32 protein-coding genes are annotated in these 25,531 nt (G+C 25.6%); 26 read left to right on the top strand and 6 right to left on the bottom strand.

Going from position 1 to position 25,531, the window contains the following annotated elements; all coding sequences use genetic code 4:
* The first annotated feature begins 71 nt into the window (after positions 1-71).
* From AACK86_RS04625 to frr, 10 genes are all read left to right on the top strand, one after another.
* A complete protein-coding gene (locus AACK86_RS04625) occupies positions 72-206 on the top strand; it encodes a hypothetical protein (RefSeq protein ID WP_338981652.1) in 135 nt (44 codons plus the stop codon).
* Positions 206-688, top strand: a complete 483-nt coding sequence (locus AACK86_RS04620; protein WP_338981651.1) for a hypothetical protein — start codon at positions 206-208, stop codon at positions 686-688. The genes AACK86_RS04625 and AACK86_RS04620 overlap by 1 nt, the downstream gene beginning before the upstream one ends.
* Before the next feature lie 190 nt (positions 689-878).
* Positions 879-2,477, top strand: coding sequence for a hypothetical protein (locus AACK86_RS04615; RefSeq protein WP_338981650.1), 1,599 nt, complete (start codon positions 879-881; stop codon positions 2,475-2,477).
* Between the two features lie 4 nt (positions 2,478-2,481).
* A complete protein-coding gene (locus AACK86_RS04610) occupies positions 2,482-4,254 on the top strand; it encodes an ABC transporter permease (protein ID WP_338981649.1) in 1,773 nt (590 codons plus the stop codon).
* A 21-nt stretch (positions 4,255-4,275) separates the two neighbouring features.
* Positions 4,276-5,193: an ABC transporter ATP-binding protein gene (locus AACK86_RS04605; RefSeq protein ID WP_338981648.1), complete on the top strand. Its 918-nt coding sequence runs from the start codon at positions 4,276-4,278 to the stop codon at positions 5,191-5,193.
* 123 nt (positions 5,194-5,316) lie between these two features.
* Positions 5,317-6,126: a 30S ribosomal protein S2 gene (rpsB, locus tag AACK86_RS04600; RefSeq protein WP_422398374.1), complete on the top strand. Its 810-nt coding sequence runs from the start codon at positions 5,317-5,319 to the stop codon at positions 6,124-6,126.
* The gene (tsf, locus tag AACK86_RS04595; RefSeq protein WP_338981646.1) at positions 6,126-6,968 is read left to right on the top strand and encodes a translation elongation factor Ts; all 843 of its coding nucleotides are present in this window, start codon (positions 6,126-6,128) and stop codon (positions 6,966-6,968) included. Before rpsB ends, tsf begins: the two co-directional genes overlap by 1 nt.
* A 62-nt stretch (positions 6,969-7,030) precedes the next feature.
* Positions 7,031-7,612, top strand: coding sequence for a hypothetical protein (locus tag AACK86_RS04590; RefSeq protein ID WP_338981645.1), 582 nt, complete (start codon positions 7,031-7,033; stop codon positions 7,610-7,612).
* Positions 7,613-7,744: 132 nt separating this feature from the next.
* Entirely contained in the window at positions 7,745-8,467 is a 723-nt protein-coding gene (pyrH, locus tag AACK86_RS04585) for a UMP kinase (RefSeq protein WP_338981644.1), read from the top strand.
* Between the two features lie 57 nt (positions 8,468-8,524).
* A complete protein-coding gene (frr, locus tag AACK86_RS04580) occupies positions 8,525-9,082 on the top strand; it encodes a ribosome recycling factor (protein WP_338981643.1) in 558 nt (185 codons plus the stop codon).
* Between the two features lie 249 nt (positions 9,083-9,331).
* Here frr and AACK86_RS07815 read toward each other — a convergent pair whose 3' ends face one another.
* The 6 genes from AACK86_RS07815 to AACK86_RS04565 form a co-directional block, all read right to left on the bottom strand.
* Complete coding sequence (locus AACK86_RS07815) at positions 9,332-9,724, bottom strand: transposase family protein (protein ID WP_422398306.1); 393 nt, start codon at positions 9,722-9,724, stop codon at positions 9,332-9,334.
* Positions 9,709-10,161, bottom strand: a complete 453-nt coding sequence (locus tag AACK86_RS07810) for a transposase family protein (protein WP_422398203.1) — start codon at positions 10,159-10,161, stop codon at positions 9,709-9,711. Before AACK86_RS07810 ends, AACK86_RS07815 begins: the two co-directional genes overlap by 16 nt.
* Positions 10,162-11,158: 997 nt before the next feature.
* Positions 11,159-11,413, bottom strand: a complete 255-nt coding sequence (locus tag AACK86_RS07805; protein ID WP_422398286.1) for a transposase family protein — start codon at positions 11,411-11,413, stop codon at positions 11,159-11,161.
* Positions 11,379-11,552 carry a transposase gene (locus AACK86_RS07800; RefSeq protein WP_422398373.1) on the bottom strand — a complete coding sequence of 58 codons (174 nt, stop codon included), beginning with the start codon at positions 11,550-11,552 and terminating at the stop codon, positions 11,379-11,381. The genes AACK86_RS07805 and AACK86_RS07800 overlap by 35 nt, the downstream gene beginning before the upstream one ends.
* A complete protein-coding gene (locus AACK86_RS07795) occupies positions 11,537-11,989 on the bottom strand; it encodes a transposase family protein (protein WP_338982632.1) in 453 nt (150 codons plus the stop codon). Before AACK86_RS07795 ends, AACK86_RS07800 begins: the two co-directional genes overlap by 16 nt.
* A gap of 103 nt (positions 11,990-12,092) precedes the next feature.
* Complete coding sequence (locus AACK86_RS04565) at positions 12,093-12,380, bottom strand: hypothetical protein (protein WP_338981642.1); 288 nt, start codon at positions 12,378-12,380, stop codon at positions 12,093-12,095.
* Positions 12,381-12,586: 206 nt separating this feature from the next.
* On the opposite strand from AACK86_RS04565, the gene AACK86_RS04560 reads away from it, so the two are divergent.
* The 16 genes from AACK86_RS04560 to AACK86_RS04490 all read left to right on the top strand — a co-directional run bounded on the left by AACK86_RS04560 (position 12,587) and on the right by AACK86_RS04490 (position 25,464).
* The gene (locus tag AACK86_RS04560) at positions 12,587-13,417 is read left to right on the top strand and encodes an IS5 family transposase (protein WP_338981641.1); all 831 of its coding nucleotides are present in this window, start codon (positions 12,587-12,589) and stop codon (positions 13,415-13,417) included.
* A 498-nt stretch (positions 13,418-13,915) separates the two neighbouring features.
* Positions 13,916-14,368 (top strand): transposase family protein, encoded by a 453-nt coding sequence (locus AACK86_RS07790; RefSeq protein ID WP_422398203.1) that lies wholly within the window; start codon positions 13,916-13,918, stop codon positions 14,366-14,368.
* On the top strand, positions 14,353-14,745 hold the full coding sequence (locus AACK86_RS07785) for a transposase family protein (RefSeq protein ID WP_422398306.1): 393 nt from the start codon (positions 14,353-14,355) through the stop codon (positions 14,743-14,745). The genes AACK86_RS07790 and AACK86_RS07785 overlap by 16 nt, the downstream gene beginning before the upstream one ends.
* 373 nt (positions 14,746-15,118) lie before the next feature.
* The gene (nusA, locus tag AACK86_RS04550; protein WP_338981640.1) at positions 15,119-16,384 is read left to right on the top strand and encodes a transcription termination factor NusA; all 1,266 of its coding nucleotides are present in this window, start codon (positions 15,119-15,121) and stop codon (positions 16,382-16,384) included.
* Between the two features lie 19 nt (positions 16,385-16,403).
* Entirely contained in the window at positions 16,404-16,682 is a 279-nt protein-coding gene (locus AACK86_RS04545; protein WP_338981639.1) for a YlxR family protein, read from the top strand.
* A gap of 17 nt (positions 16,683-16,699) precedes the next feature.
* Entirely contained in the window at positions 16,700-18,532 is a 1,833-nt protein-coding gene (gene infB, locus AACK86_RS04540) for a translation initiation factor IF-2 (RefSeq protein ID WP_338981637.1), read from the top strand.
* A complete protein-coding gene (gene rbfA, locus AACK86_RS04535) occupies positions 18,532-18,894 on the top strand; it encodes a 30S ribosome-binding factor RbfA (protein WP_338981635.1) in 363 nt (120 codons plus the stop codon). Before infB ends, rbfA begins: the two co-directional genes overlap by 1 nt.
* A 123-nt stretch (positions 18,895-19,017) precedes the next feature.
* On the top strand, positions 19,018-19,941 hold the full coding sequence (locus AACK86_RS04530; RefSeq protein ID WP_338981632.1) for a PstS family phosphate ABC transporter substrate-binding protein: 924 nt from the start codon (positions 19,018-19,020) through the stop codon (positions 19,939-19,941).
* A gap of 95 nt (positions 19,942-20,036) precedes the next feature.
* Entirely contained in the window at positions 20,037-21,863 is a 1,827-nt protein-coding gene (gene pstA / locus AACK86_RS04525; RefSeq protein ID WP_338981631.1) for a phosphate ABC transporter permease PstA, read from the top strand.
* Positions 21,864-21,915: 52 nt separating this feature from the next.
* Positions 21,916-22,785 carry a phosphate ABC transporter ATP-binding protein PstB gene (pstB, locus tag AACK86_RS04520; RefSeq protein ID WP_338981629.1) on the top strand — a complete coding sequence of 290 codons (870 nt, stop codon included), beginning with the start codon at positions 21,916-21,918 and terminating at the stop codon, positions 22,783-22,785.
* Between the two features lie 42 nt (positions 22,786-22,827).
* The gene (locus AACK86_RS04515) at positions 22,828-23,568 is read left to right on the top strand and encodes a 16S rRNA (uracil(1498)-N(3))-methyltransferase (RefSeq protein WP_338981627.1); all 741 of its coding nucleotides are present in this window, start codon (positions 22,828-22,830) and stop codon (positions 23,566-23,568) included.
* Positions 23,569-23,570: 2 nt separating this feature from the next.
* The gene (locus tag AACK86_RS04510; protein WP_338981625.1) at positions 23,571-24,053 is read left to right on the top strand and encodes a hypothetical protein; all 483 of its coding nucleotides are present in this window, start codon (positions 23,571-23,573) and stop codon (positions 24,051-24,053) included.
* Between the two features lie 24 nt (positions 24,054-24,077).
* Complete coding sequence (gene deoC, locus AACK86_RS04505; RefSeq protein WP_338981623.1) at positions 24,078-24,716, top strand: deoxyribose-phosphate aldolase; 639 nt, start codon at positions 24,078-24,080, stop codon at positions 24,714-24,716.
* Positions 24,717-24,900: 184 nt separating this feature from the next.
* Positions 24,901-25,071 (top strand): 30S ribosomal protein S21, encoded by a 171-nt coding sequence (rpsU, locus tag AACK86_RS04500; RefSeq protein WP_338967572.1) that lies wholly within the window; start codon positions 24,901-24,903, stop codon positions 25,069-25,071.
* A gap of 72 nt (positions 25,072-25,143) precedes the next feature.
* Positions 25,144-25,239: a cysteine peptidase family C39 domain-containing protein gene (locus AACK86_RS04495; RefSeq protein ID WP_338981621.1), complete on the top strand. Its 96-nt coding sequence runs from the start codon at positions 25,144-25,146 to the stop codon at positions 25,237-25,239.
* 57 nt (positions 25,240-25,296) lie between these two features.
* On the top strand, positions 25,297-25,464 hold the full coding sequence (locus AACK86_RS04490) for a cysteine peptidase family C39 domain-containing protein (protein WP_338981619.1): 168 nt from the start codon (positions 25,297-25,299) through the stop codon (positions 25,462-25,464).
* Positions 25,465-25,531: the final 67 nt, after the last annotated feature.

The following is a 25,531-nucleotide window of genomic DNA, read 5'->3' as shown; positions in this document are numbered from 1 at the left end:
ATATTTTTTTATTAATGTCTTTTTACAAATATTTGTAATTTTTTTAATAGGTTATGCAAGAAGTCTATTATATGGGAAAACTAAGTGGTGTTAAAGGTAAGAGATTAAAAAATCGGATTGAAGACTTAATGACTAAATTAGGAATTTGAGAACATCGTAATAAGAATGTTAATGCATTTTCTTCGGGAATGAAAAAAAACGGGTAATGATTATTCAAGGTTTATTACATGAGCCAGATATTGTTATTTTAGATGAACCTGAGGTGGGGCTAGATGTTACTAATCGTCGGATAATTATGGAATATTTAAAATTTTTAACAAAGCAAAATAAAACGATTTTTTTATCATCACATTTATTGAATGAGATTAAATACTATCTTGATGAATTTACATTAGTACTTAATGGAAAACAGTTTTATTCTGGTTCAATTAAACCATTTGTTGTGGAGCATTCATATTTTTTAATGTCAAATAATGATTGAGGAATAGTTGATTTTTTTAATAAATATAAAATTCCTTATTGGTATGATGATATTAGTAAGGAATTAAATTTTATTTTACAAGAACCGTTTATATTTTTAGATATTTTTCAATTTGCTGATCAAATGAAAATCAAAATTGAAAGTATTGGTGAATCTAATTTTTCTATTGATTTTTTACTGCAAAAGTTAAATAGGAAAATTGAGTAATAAAAGATGCACAAAAATAACTTTATCTTAAAAATAAGGTTATTTTTTCTTTGATGATATTATGATGGCCTTTATGATAATAATTGAGAAAAAATTAATTAAATTGTATATAAAATAAAATATTTGTCTAAAATAATAAAATCATATATAATAAGTTATATTAAGAATACTAATTATTAAGGAGAATAAAATGAAATATTTTACAAAAATTATTACCATCAGTTGCTTTTCTTTGTTATCAGTTTTATCAGTAGTTGGATGTAACTATTTTGATAAGAATGATAAAATTGATAATAAGATTAAAAATAAAATCTTGGAAGAAGATATGGCAACGATGCGAGATATTCGCTTAAATTTTAGCAGTAATTTGAGAAAATTTGCTAGAAGTGATTATGATACTAGAAACGAAAAAGCCCTTAGTGATGTTTTAGAATTTGGAATGAACCAACCACTGCCAAGGGAAGTTCTTAAACATACTGACGCAAAAAAATCTCTTGATTTTATTAAAAATTCGTTTGAAAATAATTTCAATAAAGCCAATATTGAGTTACAAAAAAAATACAGTAATTATTATAAGTTATTGCCACCTTTTAAACTTTCTATTAATGATACGAAGTTTACAGTATTTAAAATTGCTTTAGATAAAGTCGCTCATTTAGCGGGACTAGATGTAACTAAAGATAGTGCGATTAGACTAGATATAGTTTATGAATATAGTTTTAGTTTTAAAGAATATAGCCCTACAAATCAAACCTTTATTGCAAGTCATATTATTACTAATAATCTTGAATTAACAAAGAAAATTATTACTAACTTGGAAGTTAAAATTGGTGAAGTTACATATGATCAGCTGAAAACAGAATATGAACGCATTGAAATTAACGAAGATAATAATCAATATCCAAAAATTACTAATGATTTTTCAACATATAATATTTGGTCTCATTATAATAATCAAATTTTTGGTCGTTTTAAAGAACTTATTGCTTCTTCTGATCGCTTTAAAAAAGCTAGTGATGATAATGATATTAAGTATAATTCTTATTCTGATTTCTTAGACTCAATAAGTACGAAAATCGAACCATTAACTAATCATTTTGATAATGATGAATATAATAAATTTTATGATGAGCAAGGGAGTTTATCAACTCACAGGGAACTTTTTAACCATCTTGTAAATAAATATCCAAATTATTATGATTTTTCTAACAATGAATGATTTACTTTTAGTACTAATAATTTAAGATTGGTACCAATGACGATTTATGGTTTACCAATGACTGGTGAGGTACAAAAAAATCAGCAAAAATTAACAGTGACAATGGTTTTGCCAATAAAAATTTTAAACACTCATTTAGAACAAATAACTAAAATGGTATTTGGTTTCTTTAAAGAATATGAAATTAAATGAGCAAAGGATCAGATTACACTTTTTGTAAATAATGATATTTTTGCAAAACTACTAGATAATGAAACAAGTAACGATGGTAAACCTAATAATCTTGATGGAATTTACAAGATTTTACAAAACCATTTTAAGAAATCAGATTTTATGATTAAAGATGATATTTTAAAACATAAAGATTTTACTGTTGGTTCTGGTAATATTTCTAATATATATAATGAAGATATCGTTTATGATAAAAATAATAATATTAGTATTTCCTTAGCAAGTAATAAAGAAATTAATTGAGATTTAGTTTTTGGTCATAAGCGGCAATATTTTAAAGTTAATAATGTATATAAAACAAAATCTTTAAAGATTATTAATAAGGATCAGCAAAAATAAAAGTATGAAATTAGGAAGTAAAAACAATTCATATTTATCAGTTTGTTTATTTGGAATTTTTAAAATTAGAAAAATGATGGCAGTTTGATTTTTATTAATTATTTCTTTAGTTATATTTGCCACCTTAACGCTTTTTATTTTTTTTAAATCTGATGACCTTAACAGTGTTATTAGCAATTTTCAATATGGTGTTTTAATTTTTACAAATATTACTTTATTATTATTTATTTTATTAATAATAATTAAAATTTTTGGTCGTGAATTTACTGATGGTACATACTTATTGTTAATTTCTCGTCCATATTCACGATTACAAATATTTATTTTAAAATTAATAACAATTTGATTTTTAATTTTAATTTTTATTGTTATTAATCTAGGGTTTACTTTAATATTAGTTCATATTATGGGTATAATTAGTAATAAAAATGATTTTGTATCAGCTTTTCAGGAATTAATATTAAAACTCTTTGTATTTTCAGTTTTTGTTTCTTATTTAGCATCCGGTGGTATTATTTTTATTTCAACATTTTTTAGTGTGCAAACGGTATTATTAATTGGTTTTATTTTTTGTAGTTTATTTTTATTAGGGGGAATGCCATATTCTTTAATAACAACAATTGCTAATAATCTTGAAATTAAATTTAAAAATGAAACCCAAAAATATACAATTTCTCAAATTAAGGAAACCTTCTTATTTAAAGAAAAATTAGACAAAAAAGAAGTTAAATATTATAATTTAACAAAAAAAATCTATGATTTTTATAATCAAGAAAGTCTTCAAGGGTTACAAAATATTATCTTTGATCGTTATGAAGATAATGTTAAAGAAAAATGATTGAAATTTTATGAACAAGAATTAGGTTTAACCAAGTCCATAGATTTTGAAATTACTGGTAATAATGTTGAACAGTGAAGAGGACAATATAAAACAAATGAAGTTAATGAATTAATTACAAAAAATAAAGAAAAAGTTCAAAATACAAAAATTTTTCTGAAATTACAAATGCCATATTTTTTTAAAACTAGTGCAGAACTTAAAAATAGTCGGATTGAACATCAAGAATTAGCAAATATGGTAAAAGAATATCTTGATAGTGCTTCAATAAAAGATTTGATGTTTTTTAATTTAAGTCGAATTTCTTCTTTAATATTATTTGATAAAGCAAATACTTATTTTAAAATTGATAATGATTCTTATATGGAAAAAACCTTTGATCCGTTTCTAATATTTAAACAATTATATGATGATAAGATGAATAGCGATATGGGATATCCTAATGCTAATAGTAATTATAAAGTTAAAGATAGTAATTTTTATGAAAGTTATGAAAAAGTTTTTAATAATCCACTGTTATATGTTTTCAAAGATTTTGAATATAATATTATTAAAAAAGTTATTGATTTTAAAATAATTACTACTAATCAAGTTGATGATAATCACTTTTTCTTTAAATTTTATTTATCAGCAAGTCAACTATATGGGATTCTTTCTAAAATTAATATTATTGAACATATAAATCAAATATGAACAAGTAGTGTGCGATATAATCTTTATTCGTTTGAAAAGTTCCAACAAGGTTTTATTGATTTTAATAATCAGAGAAATTATTTAATGAGTTATGATGATTTTCCATTAGTTAAAGATGAAAACGGTATTTTTGTTCGGCAAGAAAATTTTATTAATACTAATAATTTATTTATTTTTTATCTTACTTTAAGTTCTTGCTTTTTATTAGTAGCTTACTTAATATTAAATCGCAAGACAATTATCTAGTAAGATTTAAGGAGAAAAGTTATGAAATATAAAATTGAAGCTAAAAACTTTATTAAAAGTTTTAAAAAAAATATTGTTGGTCCTTTTAATTTGCAAGTAAATCCAGGAAAAATTCATGCAATTATTGGACTTTCTGGTAGTGGTAAAACAGTATTTATTAAATCATTAATTCGCGGAATTAATTCTTTTAAGGGAACGATATCCATTAATGGTAAAAATAATAAAAATATTAAAGTAAAACATAGTATTGGTTATGTTCCTGAGTTTATTACTTTTCCTGAGGATATAACAGCATATCAATTTTTACGATATATGGGAAAATTAAGTGGTGTTAAAGGTAAGAAATTAAAAAATCGGATTGAAGACTTAATGACTAAATTAGGAATTTGAGAACATCGTAATAAGAATGTTAATGCATTTTCTTCGGGAATGAAAAAACGGGTAATGATTATTCAAGGGTTATTGCATGATCCAGATATTGTTATTTTAGATGAACCAGAAGCAGGATTGGATATTACTAATCGTCGCATAATTATGGAATATTTAAAATTTTTAGCATCGCAAAAGAAAACAATTTTTTTGTCTTCCCATTTATTAAATGAAGTTAAATATTATCTTGATGAGTTTACATTAGTACTTAATGGTAAACAGTTTTATTCTGGTTCAATTGCACCATTTGGTGTTGATTCTTCTTATTTTTTAATGTCAGATAATGATTGAAAAATCATTGATTTTTTTATTAAATATAATATTCCTTACTGATATGAAGAGGCTAGTCAAGAATTAAATTTTGTTTTAAATAATCCGTTATCATTTTTAGATGTTATGCAATATGCTGAACAAATGGAAGTTACAATTTATAAGATTAGTGAATCTAATTTTTCCATTGATTTTTTATTGCAAAAGTTAAATAAAACTGGTGTAATTGATTTAATGTAAATGTGTTATAATTTATTTGTTAATATTTTAAAAGCAACACATATGTGGATTCATTAGTCTAGTGCTTATTAATTAAGTGATTAATGTTAGAAGGATATGGAAGAAAAACGAAAGGAAATAAATATGGCAAGTGTTACTAAGGAACAGTTATTAGAAGCGGGGACTCATTTTGGTCATCAAACTAAAATATGAAATCCCAAGATGAAAAAGTATATTTTCACTGAAAAAAGTGGAGTTTATATTATTGATTTACATAAAACAATGATTATGTTGGAAGAAGCTTTAGAGTATATTAAATCAATAACTAAAACTGGTGGAAAAATTATTTTTGTTGGTACTAAGAAACAAGCTCAAAATATTGTTAAAGAACAAGCAGTAAGAAGTAATTCTTTTTATGTTAATAAGCGATGACTTGGAGGAACTTTAACTAATTTAAGAACAATTCAAAAAAGTGTTAAAAAATTATGAAATATTGAACGACGAGAAAAAACTGGTGAATTATCTGTTTTACCAAAAAAAGAGCAAATTTTAATTCAAAAAGATAAAGAGAAATTAGATAAGTTTTTAAGTGGAATTCGCCATATGCGTTCATTACCACAAGCAATATTTATTATTGATACTAATGTTGAACACAATGCAATTAAAGAAGCATTGAAGTTAAATATTCCTATTATTGCTATTTGTGATACTAATAGTGATCCTGATGGTATTAGTTATCCCATTCCTGGAAATGATGATGCTGCTAAAACAATTGCTTTAATTTCAACATTAGTTGCTGATGCTATTATTGAAGCTACTGATTTAACTATTATTAAAGAAGAAAAACTACAAACTAATGCTAGTGTTGATTCAGCACCAGCAGTTATTGCTCCAAGTAAAAAGGAAGCAGAAATTATTGGAAAAAATGACGGTGAGAAAGGAACTAAAGAATAATGCCAATAACAATGGAAATGATTAAAAATTTGCGTGATCGTACTAGTGTTGGTCTTATGGATTGCAAAAAAGCATTAGAAGCGAGTAATGGTAGTATTGAAGCAGCGATTCAATGGTTAAGAACCAATGGTATTGCAAAGGCACAAGCTAAACAAGCGCGAATTAATACTGAGGGATTATCAAAAGTTTTAGTTGTTGATGATATAGCAATTATTTTAGAATTAAATTGTGAAACTGATTTTGTTGCTAAAAATAAATTATTTCTTGAATTATTAGACAATATTTTAACTTTATTTTTGAAACATCAACCACTTACTTTAGAAGTAGGATTATTGTTGAAAAATGAAGAAAATATTGCTGTTAATGATTTATTAAATGAAGCAACATATAAATTAGGTGAAAAGATTAGTATTCGTCGTTTTACGATTATTACTAAAAGTGATCAAGACACATTAGTGGGATATAATTATGGTAATTATCGTATTGCTAGTTTAGTTAAGTTACAAGGTCAAGTTGATAATGATATTGCTAAAAAACTTGCAATGCATATTGTGGCTTCAAAACCTGCTTTTATTAGTCGTGAAGATATTCCTCAAGATTTTATTAATAAGGAAATGGATATTATTAATAGTCAAATGGCAACAGAAAATAAACCACCAGAAATTTTGGAAAAAATTAAGCAAGGTCGTTTAGATAAGCAGTTAGCGGAATATTCTTTTTTAGATCAACCTTTTATGTTTGATGAAAAGAAAAAAGTTCAAGAAATTCTTACAATGCATAATACAAAAGTTTTAGTAATGTATCGCTATGAAGTTGGTGAAGGAATTACTAAAACTGATTAATTTTTATTAATTAGCGCTACATTAGCATTGAAATAAAGATAAAATAAAGGAGGCATAATTAAGTGTATTTATCAGTAATAGTTTATTTCTTATTTGCATTTTATTTTGGTTTGATAGCAATAATTATTGGTAGTTTTACAATGTTTAACAAAGTTGCATCAAAAGTAGGATTTTGAAATAAGAAACAATCATTGATTTTATTAACAATTATTGTAATGAATTTACCGTTGCAGTTAACAACATTAATATTAGCAATTACTAGTAAAACATATAATTTTTCCATTAGTGATACTTTATCCTCTGATGATAAATTTGCTATTAGTTTATTAACAATAAATTTTGCTTTACTTATTTTTACTGTTGTTTATTGTATTTTAGTTTCTGATTATTTAGCTGTTAAGTTTACGAAACAATTTGTTTTTCTTTTTGGGAGAAAGATCCGCATTGAAAAAATTTATGAGATAAATGAAAATGAAAATGATTATTTGACAGTTCGGTTTATTGAAGGTTCTAGAGCAAAAAGAAAAATTAGTTGAAATAAAAAAAGTTTAACAACAAAATTTATTTTAGAAAATTATCAAGATTATGTTCATAAGGTAATGAATTTAGAAGAAAATAATTTGACTAACAAAAAAGCCACTTAAAACGGTGCGTTCAAAAAAAGAAAAGTAGTAATATTTTAAAAGAAAAACTTTAAAATTTTAATTAAAGTTTTTCTTTTTATTTAAAAAAATCTCGTATAAAATATATATGGGAAAAAGAAGTAGGTGTGAATAATGGAATTTAAATATAAGCGATGTTTACTAAAAATTAGTGGTGAAGCTTTAGGTGGTGTTAGCATTTATGATCCACAACGAATGAAAAATATTGTTAAACAAATTATTACTTTATCGCAAGAAGGAATTGAAATTGCTGTTGTTGTTGGTGGTGGTAACATTTGAAGAGGAGTTAATGCTAAAATCGCTGGTTTGGATAAGGTTAATGCTGATTATATGGGGATGTTAGCTACGGTAATGAATGCTTTAGCTTTAGAAGCTGAATTTAAAAATCAAAACTTTGATAAAGTAATTATTCAATCATCAATTGAAATGAATAAAATTTGTGAACCTTATTATTTTAAAAAATGTCTATCACGATTATCTAAGGGTTATGTTGTTATTTTAGCAGCAGGAACAGGATATCCTTATTTTACAACTGATACTGCGGCGGCATTACGAGCGGCGGAAATTAAAGCTGATGTTTTATTAATGGCTAAAAATGGTGTTGATGGTGTTTATAGTGCTGATCCAAAAATAGATAATACTGCTACTCATTATAAGTTTTTAACTTATGAGGATATAACGAAAAAGCAATTACGCGTAATGGATTTAACAGCAATTACAATGAGTATGGAAGCTAATTTAAAGATTATTGTGTTTGATATTAATGAACCAGACAATATTGTTAAAGCTTTACAGGAAAATACTAAAATTACAATTATTAGTAGTAGCAATAAATAGTTAAAGTTTTTAAGAAATAAGATTAAATTACAGTAATAAAAGTAAGGAGAACAATTAATGTTAATTGAGGCATTACAATTAGAAATTGAACAAATAAAAGAAGAAATGGAAAAGGTTTTAGAAAGTTTACGATATGAATTAAGTAAGATTCGTACAGGAAGAGCTAATCCTTTAATTCTTGCTTCTGTTTTGGTAGATTATTATGGTAGTTTAATGCCAGTTAATCAAGTTGCTGCAATTACGGTTGTTGAAGGGCGAAAACTTGTTATTAAACCTTATGATCGAAGTATTATTAAGCAAGTTATTGCTGCGATTACTAAAGCTAATTTGCAAGTTTCATTGCAAGACCAAGGTGATTATATTAGAATGAATGTCCCGCAGTTAACTGAAGAAAAACGCAAAGAATTTGTTCGGCAAGTAAAAAAGATTACTGAAGAAATGCGAGTTCGGATTCGTAATTTAAGACGAGATATTAATGAAATTATTAAAAAATTTAAATTGCCTTTAGATGATGTTAAATCTTATCAAGAAGATATTCAAAAATTAACTGATGAATATATTGCTAAGGCTGATGCTATTGCGTTAGAAAAAGAAAAAGAATTAATGACGGTTTAATGGAAATAAAAACTCTCCTTTATTTAGGAGAGCTTTTATTTTTTAAAGTTATTTACTATTTACGAGCATATTTTTTACAGTAGACTTCTTGCATAACCTATTAAAAAAATTACAAATATTTGTAAAAAGACAGTAATAGAAAAATATAATTTTAATTAATTATGTCTTTTATCTAAAAAATTAATATTTTGCCACAACAAAAAATGAATTTATTATTTAAATTCTTTAATTTTAAATAAATCTTTTATGTTAAATTAATAATTGCAAATTATAAATTGAGGCAATTAAATTAAATCTTAAACCAAATCTTTTTCTACGATTACGATATTTTTCTGTCATAATTTTAAATTTTTTAAGAATAGCAAAAATATTTTCAATAATAATTCTCATTTTTGAAACTAGTCTATTATGTTGTTTTTGTGCTTTATTTAAATGGTTTTTCTTTGTTTTCTTTGTAGGTATTAGAACATTATTGTGAATTTTTTGTATTCCTTGATAACCACTATCAACTATTAATTTGGTATTTTTTAAAATTGGGATTTTTGATTCTTTAAATAAAGCATAATCATGTTTTTTCCCAAGTGAAAAACTTGTTGCAATAATTTTTCTGGTTTCTTGTTCGATAATTACTTGTGTTTTAATGGTGTGTTTTTTCTTTTTACCAGAATAAGATTGTTTTTGTCTTTTTTTGGGCGTTGGATTGGAGTTTCGGTAGCATCAATAATAATAGTTTTATCATTAAAATAATCATTTATTAGTGCTTTTTTACCAGCAAGTTGTTGAAAATCAGAGTTTTTAATTAAAATATCTTCAATTCACTTGATATTGCGATAACAATTAGCTTCACTAATTCCGAAATTTTTACCAAGATGAAAATAAGTCTGATATTCTCGTCAATATGATAAAGTCATCAATAATCTATTTTCTAGTGATAATTTATTAGTTTTACCACCTTTTTTAAATTTTTCTGTTTCAGCTACTTGTAAAATATCTAACATTTTATTAAAAGTGGATTTTTTTATTCCTGTTAATCTTAACCATTCTTTATCATTAAGAGTATTAAATTTATTATTGTTCATATTTTGATATCCTCATAAATTATATTTTATAAGAATATTTTAATAAAAAAGGTATCGCAAGAAGTCTAGTAATATAAATTTCAATATAATGCGGGACAAAATAGGAAAATCAGAATTAGAGCGGAGACAGCAATCTCGCGATAACTGCATCATATTGTTCCGCCAAAATCTTCAATTCTAATAAGCGACATTGTTGCTACTAAAGTTAAGAGAATTAAGGCAAGCAATGAAATGCTAAAAAGCACAATTGCTATTTTTGCTTTTATTTGACTGAAATAAGAAAAAATTTGTAAACTGATAAAAATAATACTAAAAGTAACAAAGGTTATAAAATAATGAAATGGAAAAAAAGTAACATTATTTGGAATAAGACATTTTTCAAGAATAATTTTAATTTCATCATAGGCATTGGCACGATTACTTCCAGTTAAACTATTAGGATAAAGAAACATCATTGTTATTCAAAAAATAATGTTGAGGATTAGCCACACTGTTGTGACTGTAAAAACTATGTTGCGATTTGTCATATGTTTTTCTCAATCAGTTCTGTTCAGCGGTCTTTTCAGTGAATGGCACAATCTGGATAAGGCCCTCCTCAGCAATCTCTGTTCAAGTGTGTTATCTAATTCTATCAATATCACTAACATAGTGAAATTTAATTTCATCACCATTATCTAGTTTATCTTGTGAAAATAGTCCAATTCAATCATAACTAAATCGTTTTCATCAATTTAATCGGTTGTTGATAATGCATAAGGCACTAAAATATCTAGTTAGTACTTTTGTATTCATTATTTTTTACCTCTTTCTTAAAAGATCTTATTTTATTAGACTTCTTGCATAACCTATTAAAAAAATTACAAATATTTGTAAAAAGACAGTAATAGAAAAATATAATTTTAATTAATTATGTCTTTTATCTAAAAAATTAATATTTTGCCAAAACAAAAAACGAATTTATTATTTAAATTCTTTAATTTTAAATAAATCTTTTATGTTAAATTAATAATTGCAAATTATAAATTGAGGCAATTAAATTAAATCTTAAACCAAATCTTTTTCTACGATTACGATATTTTTCTGTCATAATTTTAAATTTTTTAAGAATAGCAAAAATATTTTCAATAATAATTCTCATTTTTGAAACTAGTCTATTATGTTGTTTTTGTGCTTTATTTAAATGGTTTTTCTTTGTTTTCTTTGTAGGTATTAGAACATTATTGTGAATTTTTTTGTATTCCTTGATAACCACTATCAACTATTAATTTGGTATTTTTTAAAATTGGGATTTTTGATTCTTTAAATAAAGCATAATCATGTTTTTTCCCAAGTGAAAAACTTGTTGCAATAATTTTTCTGGTTTCTTGTTCGATAATTACTTGTGTTTTAATGGTGTGTTTTTTCTTTTTACCAGAATAAGATTGTTTTTGTCTTTTTTTGGGCGTTGGATTGGAGTTTCGGTAGCATCAATAATAATAGTTTTATCATTAAAATAATCATTTATTAGTGCTTTTTTACCAGCAAGTTGTTGAAAATCAGAGTTTTTAATTAAAATATCTTCAATTCACTTGATATTGCGATAACAATTAGCTTCACTAATTCCGAAATTTTTACCAAGATGAAAATAAGTCTGATATTCTCGTCAATATGATAAAGTCATCAATAATCTATTTTCTAGTGATAATTTATTAGTTTTACCACCTTTTTTAAATTTTTCTATTTCAGCTACTTGTAAAATATCTAACATTTTATTAAAAGTGGATTTTTTTATTCCTGTTAATCTTAACCATTCTTTATCATTAAGAGTATTAAATTTATTATTGTTCATATTTTGATATCCTCATAAATTATATTTTATAAGAATATTTTAATAAAAAAGGTATCTCAAGAAGTCTAATAAATAAAATTATTAATTTAAACATTTTCTAAACCTACCTTTTTATTCGCCGTCCATGTTGGTCAACTCACGGTCTATTTTTAGGACTATTACCACTAAATTTTTTAATTGGACCACTAGATGATTGTTTCTTAGTTCCTCAATTAGCAACTGATTTTCGATATTTTTTACGAAAACCAACTTTTGGTCGTTCAATATGAATACCTAAAATACCACCAATTACAAGATTTATCACAAGCATAATTAGTGGAAAAATAATAATACGAATATCTGTTCCAGGAATGGTTAAAGTTCAAATTAAATCAAAAACTTTATAAAACATATCGCTGATCAAACTAGCCATTTTTTCTAAGTTTTCTATTTTTTAAACTCCTTTACTTGTTTTTCTTCTTCAGATTATTTTTTAACTTAGTAAGTATCTTACTGAATTTTTCCATTTTTAAATATTCTAATGCTTCAATAGACTTCTTGCGATACCTTTTTTATTAAAATATTCTTATAAAATATAATTTATGAGGATATCAAAATATGAACAATAATAAATTTAATACTCTTAATGATAAAGAATGGTTAAGATTAACAGGAATAAAAAAATCCACTTTTAATAAAATGTTAGATATTTTACAAGTAGCTGAAATAGAAAAATTTAAAAAAGGTGGTAAAACTAATAAATTATCACTAGAAAATAGATTATTGATGATTTTATCATATTGACGAGAATATCAGACTTATTTTCATCTTGGTAAAAATTTCGGAATTAGTGAAGCTAATTGTTATCGCAATATCAAGTGAATTGAAGATATTTTAATTAAAAACTCTGATTTTCAACAACTTGCTGGTAAAAAAGCACTAATAAATGATTATTTTAATGATAAAACTATTATTATTGATGCTACCGAAACTCCAATCCAACGCCCAAAAAAAGACAAAAACAATCTTATTCTGGTAAAAAGAAAAAAACACACCATTAAAACACAAGTAATTATCGAACAAGAAACCAGAAAAATTATTGCAACAAGTTTTTCACTTGGGAAAAAACATGATTATGCTTTATTTAAAGAATCAAAAATCCCAATTTTAAAAAATACCAAATTAATAGTTGATAGTGGTTATCAAGGAATACAAAAAATTCACAATAATGTTCTAATACCTACAAAGAAAAAAAAGAAAAACCATTTAAATAAAGCACAAAAACAACATAATAGACTAGTTTCAAAAATGAGAATTATTATTGAAAATATTTTTGCTATTCTTAAAAAGTTTAAAATTATGACAGAAAAATATCGTAATCGTAGAAAAAGATTTGGTTTAAGATTTAATTTAATTGCCTCAATTTATAATTTGCAATTATTAATTTAACATAAAAGATTTATTTAAAATTAAAGAATTTAAATAATAAATTCATTTTTTGTTGTGGCAAAATATTAATTTTTTAGATAAAAGACATAATTAATTAAAATTATATTTTTCTATTACTGTCTTTTTACAAATATTTGTAATTTTTTTAATAGGTTATGCAAGAAGTCTATTATTTATGATTTAAGTCAAAGTAAATGGTAATAAATTTTTAAAAATATTGTTAAATATTTTAGATTCATCGTCAAATATTAAAAACCATTAATAAAATCTCATTGTCAAATTTGAATATATTTTTATCAGTTTTGCCAAAAAGTTGAATTCTTAGAATAAATGAGTTATTTAAAAAATCACAATGGATTATTAGTTCTAATGCCGATTAGAAGTAATGCTAATGAGCATTTCTGAATTAGCAATTTGGAATTTAGTTTAATAGACTTCTTGCGATACCTTTTTTATTAAAATATTCTTATAAAATATAATTTATGAGGATATCAAAATATGAACAATAATAAATTTAATACTCTTAATGATAAAGAATGGTTAAGATTAACAGGAATAAAAAAATCCACTTTTAATAAAATGTTAGATATTTTACAAGTAGCTGAAACAGAAAAATTTAAAAAAGGTGGTAAAACTAATAAATTATCACTAGAAAATAGATTATTGATGACTTTATCATATTGACGAGAATATCAGACTTATTTTCATCTTGGTAAAAATTTCGGAATTAGTGAAGCTAATTGTTATCGCAATATCAAGTGAATTGAAGATATTTTAATTAAAAACTCTGATTTTCAACAACTTGCTGGTAAAAAAGCACTAATAAATGATTATTTTAATGATAAAACTATTATTATTGATGCTACCGAAACTCCAATCCAACGCCCAAAAAAAGACAAAAACAATCTTATTCTGGTAAAAAGAAAAAACACACCATTAAAACACAAGTAATTATCGAACAAGAAACCAGAAAAATTATTGCAACAAGTTTTTCACTTGGGAAAAAACATGATTATGCTTTATTTAAAGAATCAAAAATCCCAATTTTAAAAAATACCAAATTAATAGTTGATAGTGGTTATCAAGGAATACAAAAAATTCACAATAATGTTCTAATACCTACAAAGAAAACAAAGAAAAACCATTTAAATAAAGCACAAAAACAACATAATAGACTAGTTTCAAAAATGAGAATTATTATTGAAAATATTTTTGCTATTCTTAAAAAATTTAAAATTATGACAGAAAAATATCGTAATCGTAGAAAAAGATTTGGTTTAAGATTTAATTTAATTGCCTCAATTTATAATTTGCAATTATTAATTTAACATAAAAGATTTATTTAAAATTAAAGAATTTAAATAATAAATTCATTTTTTGTTGTGGCAAAATATTAATTTTTTAGATAAAAGACATAATTAATTAAAATTATATTTTTCTATTACTGTCTTTTTACAAATATTTGTAATTTTTTTAATAGGTTATGCAAGAAGTCTAATAAATTAAAAACTGTAAACTTTTTAAGTTTACAGTTTTTCTATGTTAGGGAATGATTAATTTAGTTCTTGTAATAGTAGTCAAAACATTATATAATTAACAAGTAATTACGGCAGATGAAGGTGAGGGTTTTCTCACCTTCATCTAATTTAAAAGTCATAATTAAAATGTTGACAATAATAGTGTTAGAAGGAGTAAAATAAGATGATTGATGGAATAGAAATTTTAAAAGCAATTGATCTTTTGGTGGAAGAAAAGAAAATTGATCGCAGTTTAATTATTGAGGCTATTAAAGAAGGAATAATAAAAGCTTATGAAAAATATTTAGACCCACAAGCCTTAATAAAAGTAGACTTTGATGAACAAACTGGTCAAATTAAAGTTTATCGCTTATTAAAGATTGTTAGTAAGATTGAAGATGAGTTTGCTGAAATTTTATTAGATGATGTTAAAAATTTAGAGAAAAATTTAACAATTGATAATATATATTATGAACCTGTTGATACTGATGAATTTTCTCGTTTAGCGGCATTACAAGTATCACAAATTTTAAAACAACATTTAAGAGAAGCAGAAAAAGAAGTTGTCTATGAAAAATATATTTCTAAGAAAGATGATATTTTAATTGGCACAATTGATAATATTGAAGAAAACTATTATTTATTAAAAATTGTTGATCGGACTTTTGCAATTTTACCTAAAAAAAATATTATTCCCACAGAGAAATTTTATTTAGGTGATAAAGTAAAGTTTTATGTTGAGGATGTTAATAAAACAAAAAATTTTGGACAAATTTTAGCTTCAAGAACTCATCCAGGATTTTTAAAAAGATTATTAGAAATTGAAGTTCCTGAAATTTATGAAGGAATAATTGAAATTAAAGTCATTGCAAGAATTGCAGGACAAAGATCAAAAGTTGCAGTGTTTTGTAATGACCCAACTATTGATCCGATTGGTGCTTGTGTTGGTAGTAAGGGAAAAAGAATTCAAAGTATTATGGATGAATTGAATGATGAAAAAATTGATCTTATTAAGTGAGATCCGGAAATAAAAACATTTATTATTAATGCTTTATCGCCAGCTAAAGCGATTTCTATTAGTTTAGATGAACAAACTAATGAAGCTAATATTATCGTTGCTGATGAGCATTATTCATTAGCTATTGGTAAAAAAGGAATAACAGCAAAATTAACAGCAAAATTAACAAAATGAAAAATTAATATTATTTCTTTCAGTGATGCTTTAAATCAAAATATTATTTTTAAATGAAATGGTAATTTATCGGAACAGCAAATGCAAGAGTTGCAAAATAAACATCAATTTAAAAGCAAGAAAGATAATTTGCTTGTATGGTTAGAAACAAGTACTGAAGAAATACATAATATTGTTAATGAAGAAAAACAATTAACGCAAGATAATGCTGATAATACTAATACTGAATTAGATAGTGATGAATTAGATAAAGATTAAATAAAGGATAAAATTATTGGTGGCAAAACAAAAATTAGTATATCGGCAATGCATCGTTACAAAAGTTGTTGTTTTACGAAGTGAGTTAATAAGAATTGTTAAAACAAAACAAGGACAAGTTTTGGTTGATTTAAATTATTGCTTTGCTGGTAAAGGTGCTTATGTTAAGCGAGAAGTTGCTATTATTGAAAAAATGCAAAAAAAAAAATTATTAGAAAAGATTTTTAAAACACAAATTGTTGATAATATTTATTTATTATTAGTTAAAGTTGTAAAAGAACAGGAGCATAGTAATTAATTAGGGGTGGTGATTGTATGAAAAAAAGTAATCAAAGAAAAAAGCAAACAACAGTTATTAAAAATCAATTAAAAACAGGAAGTGATTCACATCTTGATAATGGGATTTTTATTTTTAGTGAGCCGTTATCAATTATTGAGTTTTCTAAAAAAACAAATATTCCTGTTGTGAAAATTATTAAATATTTTTTTAATAAAGGACAAATGTTAACGCAAAATCATTTTTTGAATGAAGAATTAATTGGTGAGTTATGTTTAGAATTTGGTTTAGATTTTAAAAGGGAAACTGTTATTACGCATCAAAATTTGTTAGAAAATTTAGATATTATTGATGATATTAATGATTTAAAAGAGCGACCGCCAGTTGTTACCATTATGGGTCATGTTGATCATGGTAAAACAACTTTGTTAGATAATATTAGAAAATCTAAAATTACTGAGAAAGAATTTGGTGGTATAACGCAACATATTGGTGCTTATCAAATTAAAACAAAGGATAGTAAAATTATTACTTTTTTGGATACACCAGGACATGAAGCATTTACGCAAATGCGTGCTCGGGGTGCTAAAGTTACTGATATTGTTGTATTAGTTGTTGCTAGTAATGATGGTGTTATGCCACAAACTAAAGAAGCAGTTGATCATGCTAAAGCTGCTAATGTGCCAATTATTGTGTTTGTTAATAAGATGGATTTGCCTTCTGCTAATGTGGAATTAATTATGAAAGATTTAGCAACTTTAGATTTAATTTCGGAAGAGTGAAGTGGTGATACAATTTTTGTTAAAGGTAGTGCTTTAACTGGTGCAGGAATTGATGAATTATTAGATGTAATTTTATTATTAGCGGAAATGCAAGGCTTACAAACTAATCCAAGTCGTTTTGCTAGTGGAACAGTTATTGAGGCGCATTTAGATCGTAATCTTGGTCCCGTTTGTACATTGTTAGTTCAAAATGGAACTTTAAAAATTAAAGATGCTTTGGTAGCAGGAGTTTCTTTTGGTCGGGTTCGTGATATGAAAAATGATCGTAATGTTGCTATTAAGGAAGCAACACCTTCAATGCCAATTGAAATGCATGGCTTAGATTTTGTTCCTAAGGCGGGTGATCCATTTATGGTGTTTGGTGATGATAAGTTAGCTCGTGAGGTAGCGTTATCAAGAAAAACACAAGATGAAATTAATGAGCGAAGAAAAACTAAAACTTTAAATTTAGAAAATTTATCTGATGAAATTGCAGCTGGTAATTTGAAACATATTGATATTATTTTAAAAACTGATACTCAAGGAAGTTTAGAAGCTTTAAAACAGTCATTAAGTAAAATTAAAATTGATGATATTAGTATTAGAATTATTCGTTCTTCAGTTGGAACAATTAGCGAATCAGATGTTACCTTAGCTGTTGCTTCAAAAGCTTTAGTTTATGGTTTTAATGTGCGACCTAATTCTGTTGTGCGAAAATTGGCATTAGATGAAGGCATTGAGATTCATCTTCATAATGTTATTTATAAAGTAATTGAAGAATTGCAACAAGCAGCAAGAGGTTTATTAGATCCGAAGTTTGAAGAGATTGTTTTAGGACAAGCTGCTGTGCGCCAATTATTTCATTATTCTAAGGTTGGGGTCATTGCGGGATGTATGGTTATTGAAGGTGTTATTAGTCGTCAAAGTAAAGTAAAGGTTTTACGAGATGGTATTGTTATTTATGATGGTGATTTATCATCTTTAAAACATCAAAAAGAAGATATTAAGGAATCACGACAAGGAACTGAATGTGGGTTAACTATTAAAAACTTTAATGATATAAAAGAAAATGATGTTATTGAATGTTATTTATTGAAGGAAATTAAGTAATGGTGAATGTTAAGTTTCAACGATTGCAAACTACAATTCAACGTTTGCTAACAAATATTTTGCAAAAAGAAGTTAAAGATGAGAATAAAGTTTTGCAAAAATTAATAATTACGGAAGTAAAATTAAATAATGATCGCACAATTGCTAAAGTATATTATGATTCTTTGGTTTTCCAAGAACAAAAGCAGATTATTGAATTAGCGATAAAACAAAATTTGTGATTAATCCGAAAAAAATTAGGTCAACAGTTAACGATTTATAAAGTTCCGCAATTAATTTTTGTTTATGATCAATCATTAAGTGAAAGTAGAAAAATTGAAGATATTTTAAATAAAATTAAAAAAGATTATTCTAACTTTTAAACGGTAATTTTTTAAGAATTATTGTAATTATGCTTTTTTTTGTTATTATTACCTTGTTATTTATTATGTTTATTATGATAATTAAGGTTGTGAATGGGGTATTTAATCATTGTGATGAAAAAAATGTTTTCTTGATTAGGAGCAAATTTGCTTTCATTGATTACTATTATTAATCTTGTTGCTTGTCAGAAAAGTGAAATTATTTTATTTGGTGGTTCTAGTTCAGTGATAACTTTAATGCATATCTTATTATATGGTGATCAGTTAAATGCTCCGAAATTTCAAGGTTTTAATCACAAATATAATCGTAAGGTGGCATATAATGGTACGGGTTCATCAGCTGGTGAAAATGGTGTTAAAAATCAAACACTAGTGATGGGGTTTACTTCAAGAGATGTTAAGTCAGAGTATATTGATAATAGTAATTATCGTGTTTTTAATTTTGCAATTGATGGGATGGTAATTATTGCTAAAGCTCCTACTAATTGCAATGTTACAAATATTTCTCAGGATAAAGTAAGTGTTTTACGAGATATATATACTGGTAAAAATAAAACTTGAACAGATTTATTAGGAAATGGGTGTGCTAATGAAGAAACGATTATTGGTGTTAATCGTGAATCAGGAAGTGGAACCAGAGATGTTTGGCGAGGATTTTTAGAAATGGGTAGTAGTGATTTTTCTAGTGGTTTAAGAATTGCTAATTCAACATCAGTAATGATTAATCAAGTAAGAGATACTAATAATGCCATTGGTTATGTTTCATTTTCAAATGTTGATTCGGTTCTTGCTAATAATTTAGTCCCTTTTACGATTAATGGTGTTAAAGCTAGTATTGAATCGTTAACTAATAAATCATATATTTTGTATCGTTTATTTGCCTGTTTATTTTGATATGAAAGTAAACAAAGAGAGTTGATTCGTCAGTTTATTTACTTTATGAATGATGATCATAGTGGTAAATTAGCATTTGAAAAAACAGGTTTAATATTTGATTTTGAATGAAAAAGTGAAGAACCTGAATGGTTGATTAAACAAACTAATTAAGTGATGGAGAAATTATGGTTCAGTTTCATAATAAGATTTTTAAACATAAATATTATCTTGATTTATTTAATAAAATTCTAATTTTTTGTGCGGCTTTGGCGGCTATTATTATATCATTTTTTATTATTGTATTTATTAGTTATCAATCAATACCAGTATTTAGGAAATATGGCTTTTGAAATTTTATTTTTAGTAAAGTTTGATTAGCCGATACTTTACAATTTGGAGCAATGAGTTTTGTTATTTCTACTTTGTTAGTAGTTTTTTTAGCAATGTTAATTGCGATTCCGGTAGCAATTTTTACTTCAGTTTTAATTAGTGAATTTTTAGGAAAGAAAATCAAGCGCATTGTGATTTTTCTATTTGAATTATTAGCTGGTGTACCACCGGTTATTTTTGGAATTTTCGGTTTAGAAGTTATTGGCAGTTTTTATAAACAAATTGGCGCATTATCACCAGCTAATATGTTAACAGCAGCGACAATTTTAGCATTAATGGCTTTACCTACCATTATTGCTTTAATTTGTAATGCTTTAAATAGTGTTCCTAGTTCTTATCGGTTTGCTTCGTTAGCGATGGGGGTATCACGGACCAGTTCTGCTTTTAAAGTTGTAAAAAAAGCGGTCCGAACCAAGATAATTGGCGCTATTATCTTTGGGATATGTCGCGTTATTGGTGAAGTTACAGCAATGATTATGGTTGCAGGATTAGTATATCAAATACCGACATTTCAAAATGGATTTTTAGGATTTATTTTTTCAGGAATAACATCTTTAGCTGCGGTAATTGGTATTGAGTTAGCTGAGAGTGCTTCAACAATTCATACATCAGCTTTATTTGCTTTAGGATTAGTTTTAATCATTTTTGTATCAATTTTAAATATTATTATTTTAGCTACATATAAAGTAGCCAACAATCAAATTCAAGGCGTTAGTTATACAAAAAAGTTTAAAATTTATTTTATTACAAAAGTTTTGCGAAGAAATATGGCGGTATTAGAAGATCATCAAATTTCTGACCACCGATTATTAAGTTACTATGATGAAAGTAAAATTTTGAAATTTCATCGTCAGTTTAACAAATTAAAAGATGTCATTTGGATATTATTAATGTTTTTATCAACAGTAATAACATTATCAATGGTTATTTGAATTATTGGTGATGTTTTTATTAAAGGGATTCAATCAACAGTTTTTTTAACACCGTATCGTGAAGTTTTACAAGGTTCATATGATTTAACGCCATTATTTGTTTCAACATTATTATTAATTGTTTGTTCGTTAGTAGTTTCTATTCCGTTAGGAATTTTAGGAGGAATATATTTAAATGAGTATGCTAATAAAACTAGTAAGATTGCTAATTTAATTCGTTTTTCAGTTGATGCTTTAGTTGCAACGCCTTCAGTAGTTTTTGGAATGTTTGGTTATATTGTATTTGTTAATATTTTAGGAATTGGTCATAACTTTATTAGTGCTGGATTAATGTTTGGTGTCTTAACATTACCAATTATTATTAAAACTACTGAAGATGCTTTAAATGGTGTTGCTCAAGAATATCGTGATTCTTCTTTAGCATTAGGAGTTACAAAAATTGGGACAATTTTTAAAATTATTTTACCGAATTGTAAAAAGGGAATTGTTACGGGGATTGTCTTTGCTATTAGTAAAGTTATTAGTGAAAGTATGCCAGCGTTATTAACTTTGTCATCATCACCTTTTATGCCACAAAGTTTATTAGATCCGGGTACTACTTTAACTGTTAAAATTTATCAATTAATAAATGAACCTGATATCGTGGCAGGTCCTGCTCATTTAATTAAAATTAGTGCTTATCAATTGGCAAAAAGCATTGCTTATGAGATTGCTGCAATTACAATTTTATTGATTGTTGTCTTAAATTTATTAGTTAAATATATTATATAAGGGAAAAGAAAAATTTTGGATATTCATATAATAATTTAAAAGGAGTAATGTTATGGCTAAAAAGAAAAAGAACATCAATTGAATACAAAAAATAAAGACATTCTTTCCTAATAAATCTAAAAAGCAAAAGCATTCTCGCGATAAAGTTAAAATTGTTGATAAGAAATATAGTATTGCTATTTCTGATTTTAATTTTTATTATAATTTTGGTAAGAAACAAGCACTATTTAATATTAATTTGAATATTAAAAGAAATAAGATTATGGCTCTTATTGGTCCTTCGGGTTGTGGTAAATCAACATTATTACGTTCAATTAATCGGATGAATGATTTAATTGAAGGAACTAAAATTACGGGAGAAATTATTTATCAACAACAAAATATTTATGATAATAAACAAGATATTATTGCTTTAAGAACTACAATTGGTATGGTTTTTCAAAAACCTAATCCTTTTCCAAAATCAATTTACGATAATGTTGCTTATGGACCAAGAAGTTTAGGAATTAGAAATCGAAAGAAATTGGATGAAATAATTGAAGATTCATTAAAAAAAGCAGCATTATGAGATGAAGTTAAAAATGATTTAAAAAGTCCAGCTTTAAGTTTAAGTGGTGGTCAACAACAACGGTTATGTATTGCTCGCGCAATTGCTATTAAACCAGAAGTGCTATTAATGGATGAACCAACTTCGGCATTAGATCCGATTGCTACTGGTAAAATTGAGGAGTTAATATTGCAATTAAAAAAAGATTTTACAATTATTATTGTTACCCATTCAATGCAACAAGCAGCAAGAATTTCTGACCAAACAGCATTTTTTTTAATGGGTAAAATTGTTGAAGTGGCAAGAACAAGAAAATTATTTTTATCGCCACAACAAAAGGAAACTGAAGATTATATTGCAGGACGGTTTGGGTAATGATTTAAAAATGATATAATTAATATTGGAGTAGGTGATATAATGCAATGTTATTTTGCTCATTTTCAAGATGAATTCGGCAATTTAATTTTTAATGATATTGATACTCATCATTTAGTTAATGTTTTAAGATTTCAAATTAATGACTTGTTAATTGCTGTATATAATGGTAAAAAATATCAAACGAAGATAATTGAAAAAAAACCACAATTAAAAGTTGAAATTCAAAAAAATTTATTGGAAAATACCGAATTAGAAATAGTTGTGACATTATTAATGCCATTGCTTAAACAAGATCGTAATGATTGAATTGTTCAAAAAGCAACTGAATTAGGTGTTACAAAAATTATTGGTATTGCTTTAGAACGAAGTGTTACTAAGATTAAACGAAATGATGATAAGAAAAAAAAGATGATGCGTTGACAAAAAATTGCTAAAGAAGCAGCACAACAATCGAATCGTAATCAAATTCCAAAAATTGTTGATATTATTACTGATTTTACTGCTATTATTCCTTATAAGAGCGAGTTAAATTTAATTGCTAATGAATTAGCATTAGCAAGCCATTCATTGTTGGCACTAATGTTACCATTATCCAAGTCAACAAGTATTACTTTTATTTGTGGACCTGAGGGTGGTTTTAGTGATAAAGAATTAGAATTTTTTAATTTTGAAGGTTTTCATGCAATTAATTTAGGAAAAAGAGTTTTAAGATCAGAAACAGCTGTTTTAGCATTTCTTGCTAATATCGGTTATGAACATGAAAAGTTAAAGGAGCAATAATAATGTCTTTAAGTTCAAAGCGAATGGGTGCAATTTTAAATTTATTATTTGCAATTAATTGATTGTTTTTAACAATGGTATTTATTAGCGTTCAAAAATCAAATTTACCTTTAAGTGGTGGCTTTGAAATTGCTAGTTATTTAATTCCATTAATAACTTTATGTTTAATAATGGTTTATGTTTGATTAACTTATGTATCAATTAAGAATTTTGATATTAAATATCAATTTAAAGCATATAAATACTTAATATTAATCGTATTGATGGCAGTGATGTCAATTTTAGCCAATTTATTAATTTTAATTGCTAAAAATCACCAAAATGCTATTTTAGCATTTGGTTTATCAATTGGAATTTCCGGAATATTTGGTTTAGTAACAATTATCTTTGATATTAAGTTTTTTATTCAAAGATTAAAATGAGAGGCATTATCAAAAAGTGAAATTTCTAGCCTAAATGATGAATTAATAATTAAAAATAAATAATTAGTAAGGAGATCTGCTTGTTTTATGAAACTGAATGAATTTATTGATTATACTTTATTAAGTTCACATGCTACGAGTCATGACATTCAAAAAATTTGTGTGGATGCTGAAAAGCACAAATTTGCTAGTGTATGTGTTAATCCTATTTATGTTAGTCATGCTAAAAATTTGTTAAAAAAGACAAAGGTTAATGTTTGTACTGTTGTTGGTTTTCCATTGGGTTCGGTACCTACAAATATTAAAGTGTTGGAAACAGAACAAGCTGTTCGTGATGGTGCCGATGAGATTGATATGGTTATTAATGTCGGAGCTTTAAAAGAAGGGGCATATACGGTAGTATTAAATGATATTAAGCATGTTCGCGCTGTATGTCCAAAACAAATTTTAAAAGTTATTATTGAAACGACATTATTAACGAAAGAAGAAAAAATTCAAGTTTGTAAATTAGCTTTGCAAGCACAAGCAGATTTTATTAAAACTTCAACAGGATTTGCTAAAAGTGGTGCTAAAGTTAAAGATATTAAATTAATTCGTAGTATTGTTAAGGATGAAATGCGTATTAAAGCGTCGGGGAAAATTAAAACTAAAGCACAGGCAATAAAACTTATTAAAGGTGGAGCAGACCGGCTGGGAATTAGTAAAGCGGCGTTATTGATGGTTTAGTTGCTAATTAATTTTAGTTATAAAAATGGTTTTAATTTTTTGTGAATTTTGTTTCATTATTTGCAATTTTATATCATATTTATCAAATTATTTGCATTTTATAGCAAAAAAAATTATAATTATACGGTATAGCTATAAAATATTCATATATAAAAAAATATAGAAAAATGGAGTTGAAAATTAAATGGCCACAGTTGTTGTAAAAAAGGATGGAGAAGATATTGATCAAGCTTTACGCAGATTTAAAAAAGCTGCTTCTCCAATTAAAAGAGAATTAGAAAAGCGTAAACACTTCCTTTCTCCCAGAGAAAAACGTTTATTTAAACAAGCACAAAATCGTAAATTTTCTCGTTAATTATTAACGAGATTTTTTTATGTTTTACAAGGAAAAAAATATTAGATAAGTAAAAGTAATAATGGGGATTAAATGTTGTATCCATTAATATGACAAGAGCAAAAAAATGATTGTGCTGTTGCTTGTTTAGCAATGTTAATTAAGTATTATCACAAGCAACGAATTTAATTAGAAACTTTAAAACAAGAAGCATCATTTCAATGAGAATATTGAAGCATTAAAACATTGAAAGCGGTAGCCTATTCACAGCGAGTATTATTAACACCATATCGTTGTAATTTTGAGCAGCTTCAAAAGTTATCGTTAAAAACGCCTTGAATTTTATATGTTAATAATGATAATGGTGAAGCCCATTTTATTGTTGTTTATAAAAAATACCGAAAAAAATTTTAGGTGCTGATCCTAGCAAGGAAAAATTGCAGTGAGTAACAAATGAATATTTACAAAATATTTATTTAGA

The sequence above is a fragment of the Spiroplasma endosymbiont of Eupeodes luniger genome, from assembly GCF_964019525.1.
Taxonomy (GTDB): Bacteria; Bacillota_I; Bacilli_A; order Mycoplasmatales; family Nriv7; genus Nriv7.
Note: the sequence above shows the minus strand (reverse complement) of the source record. Positions and strands in the feature narration are given on the sequence as shown.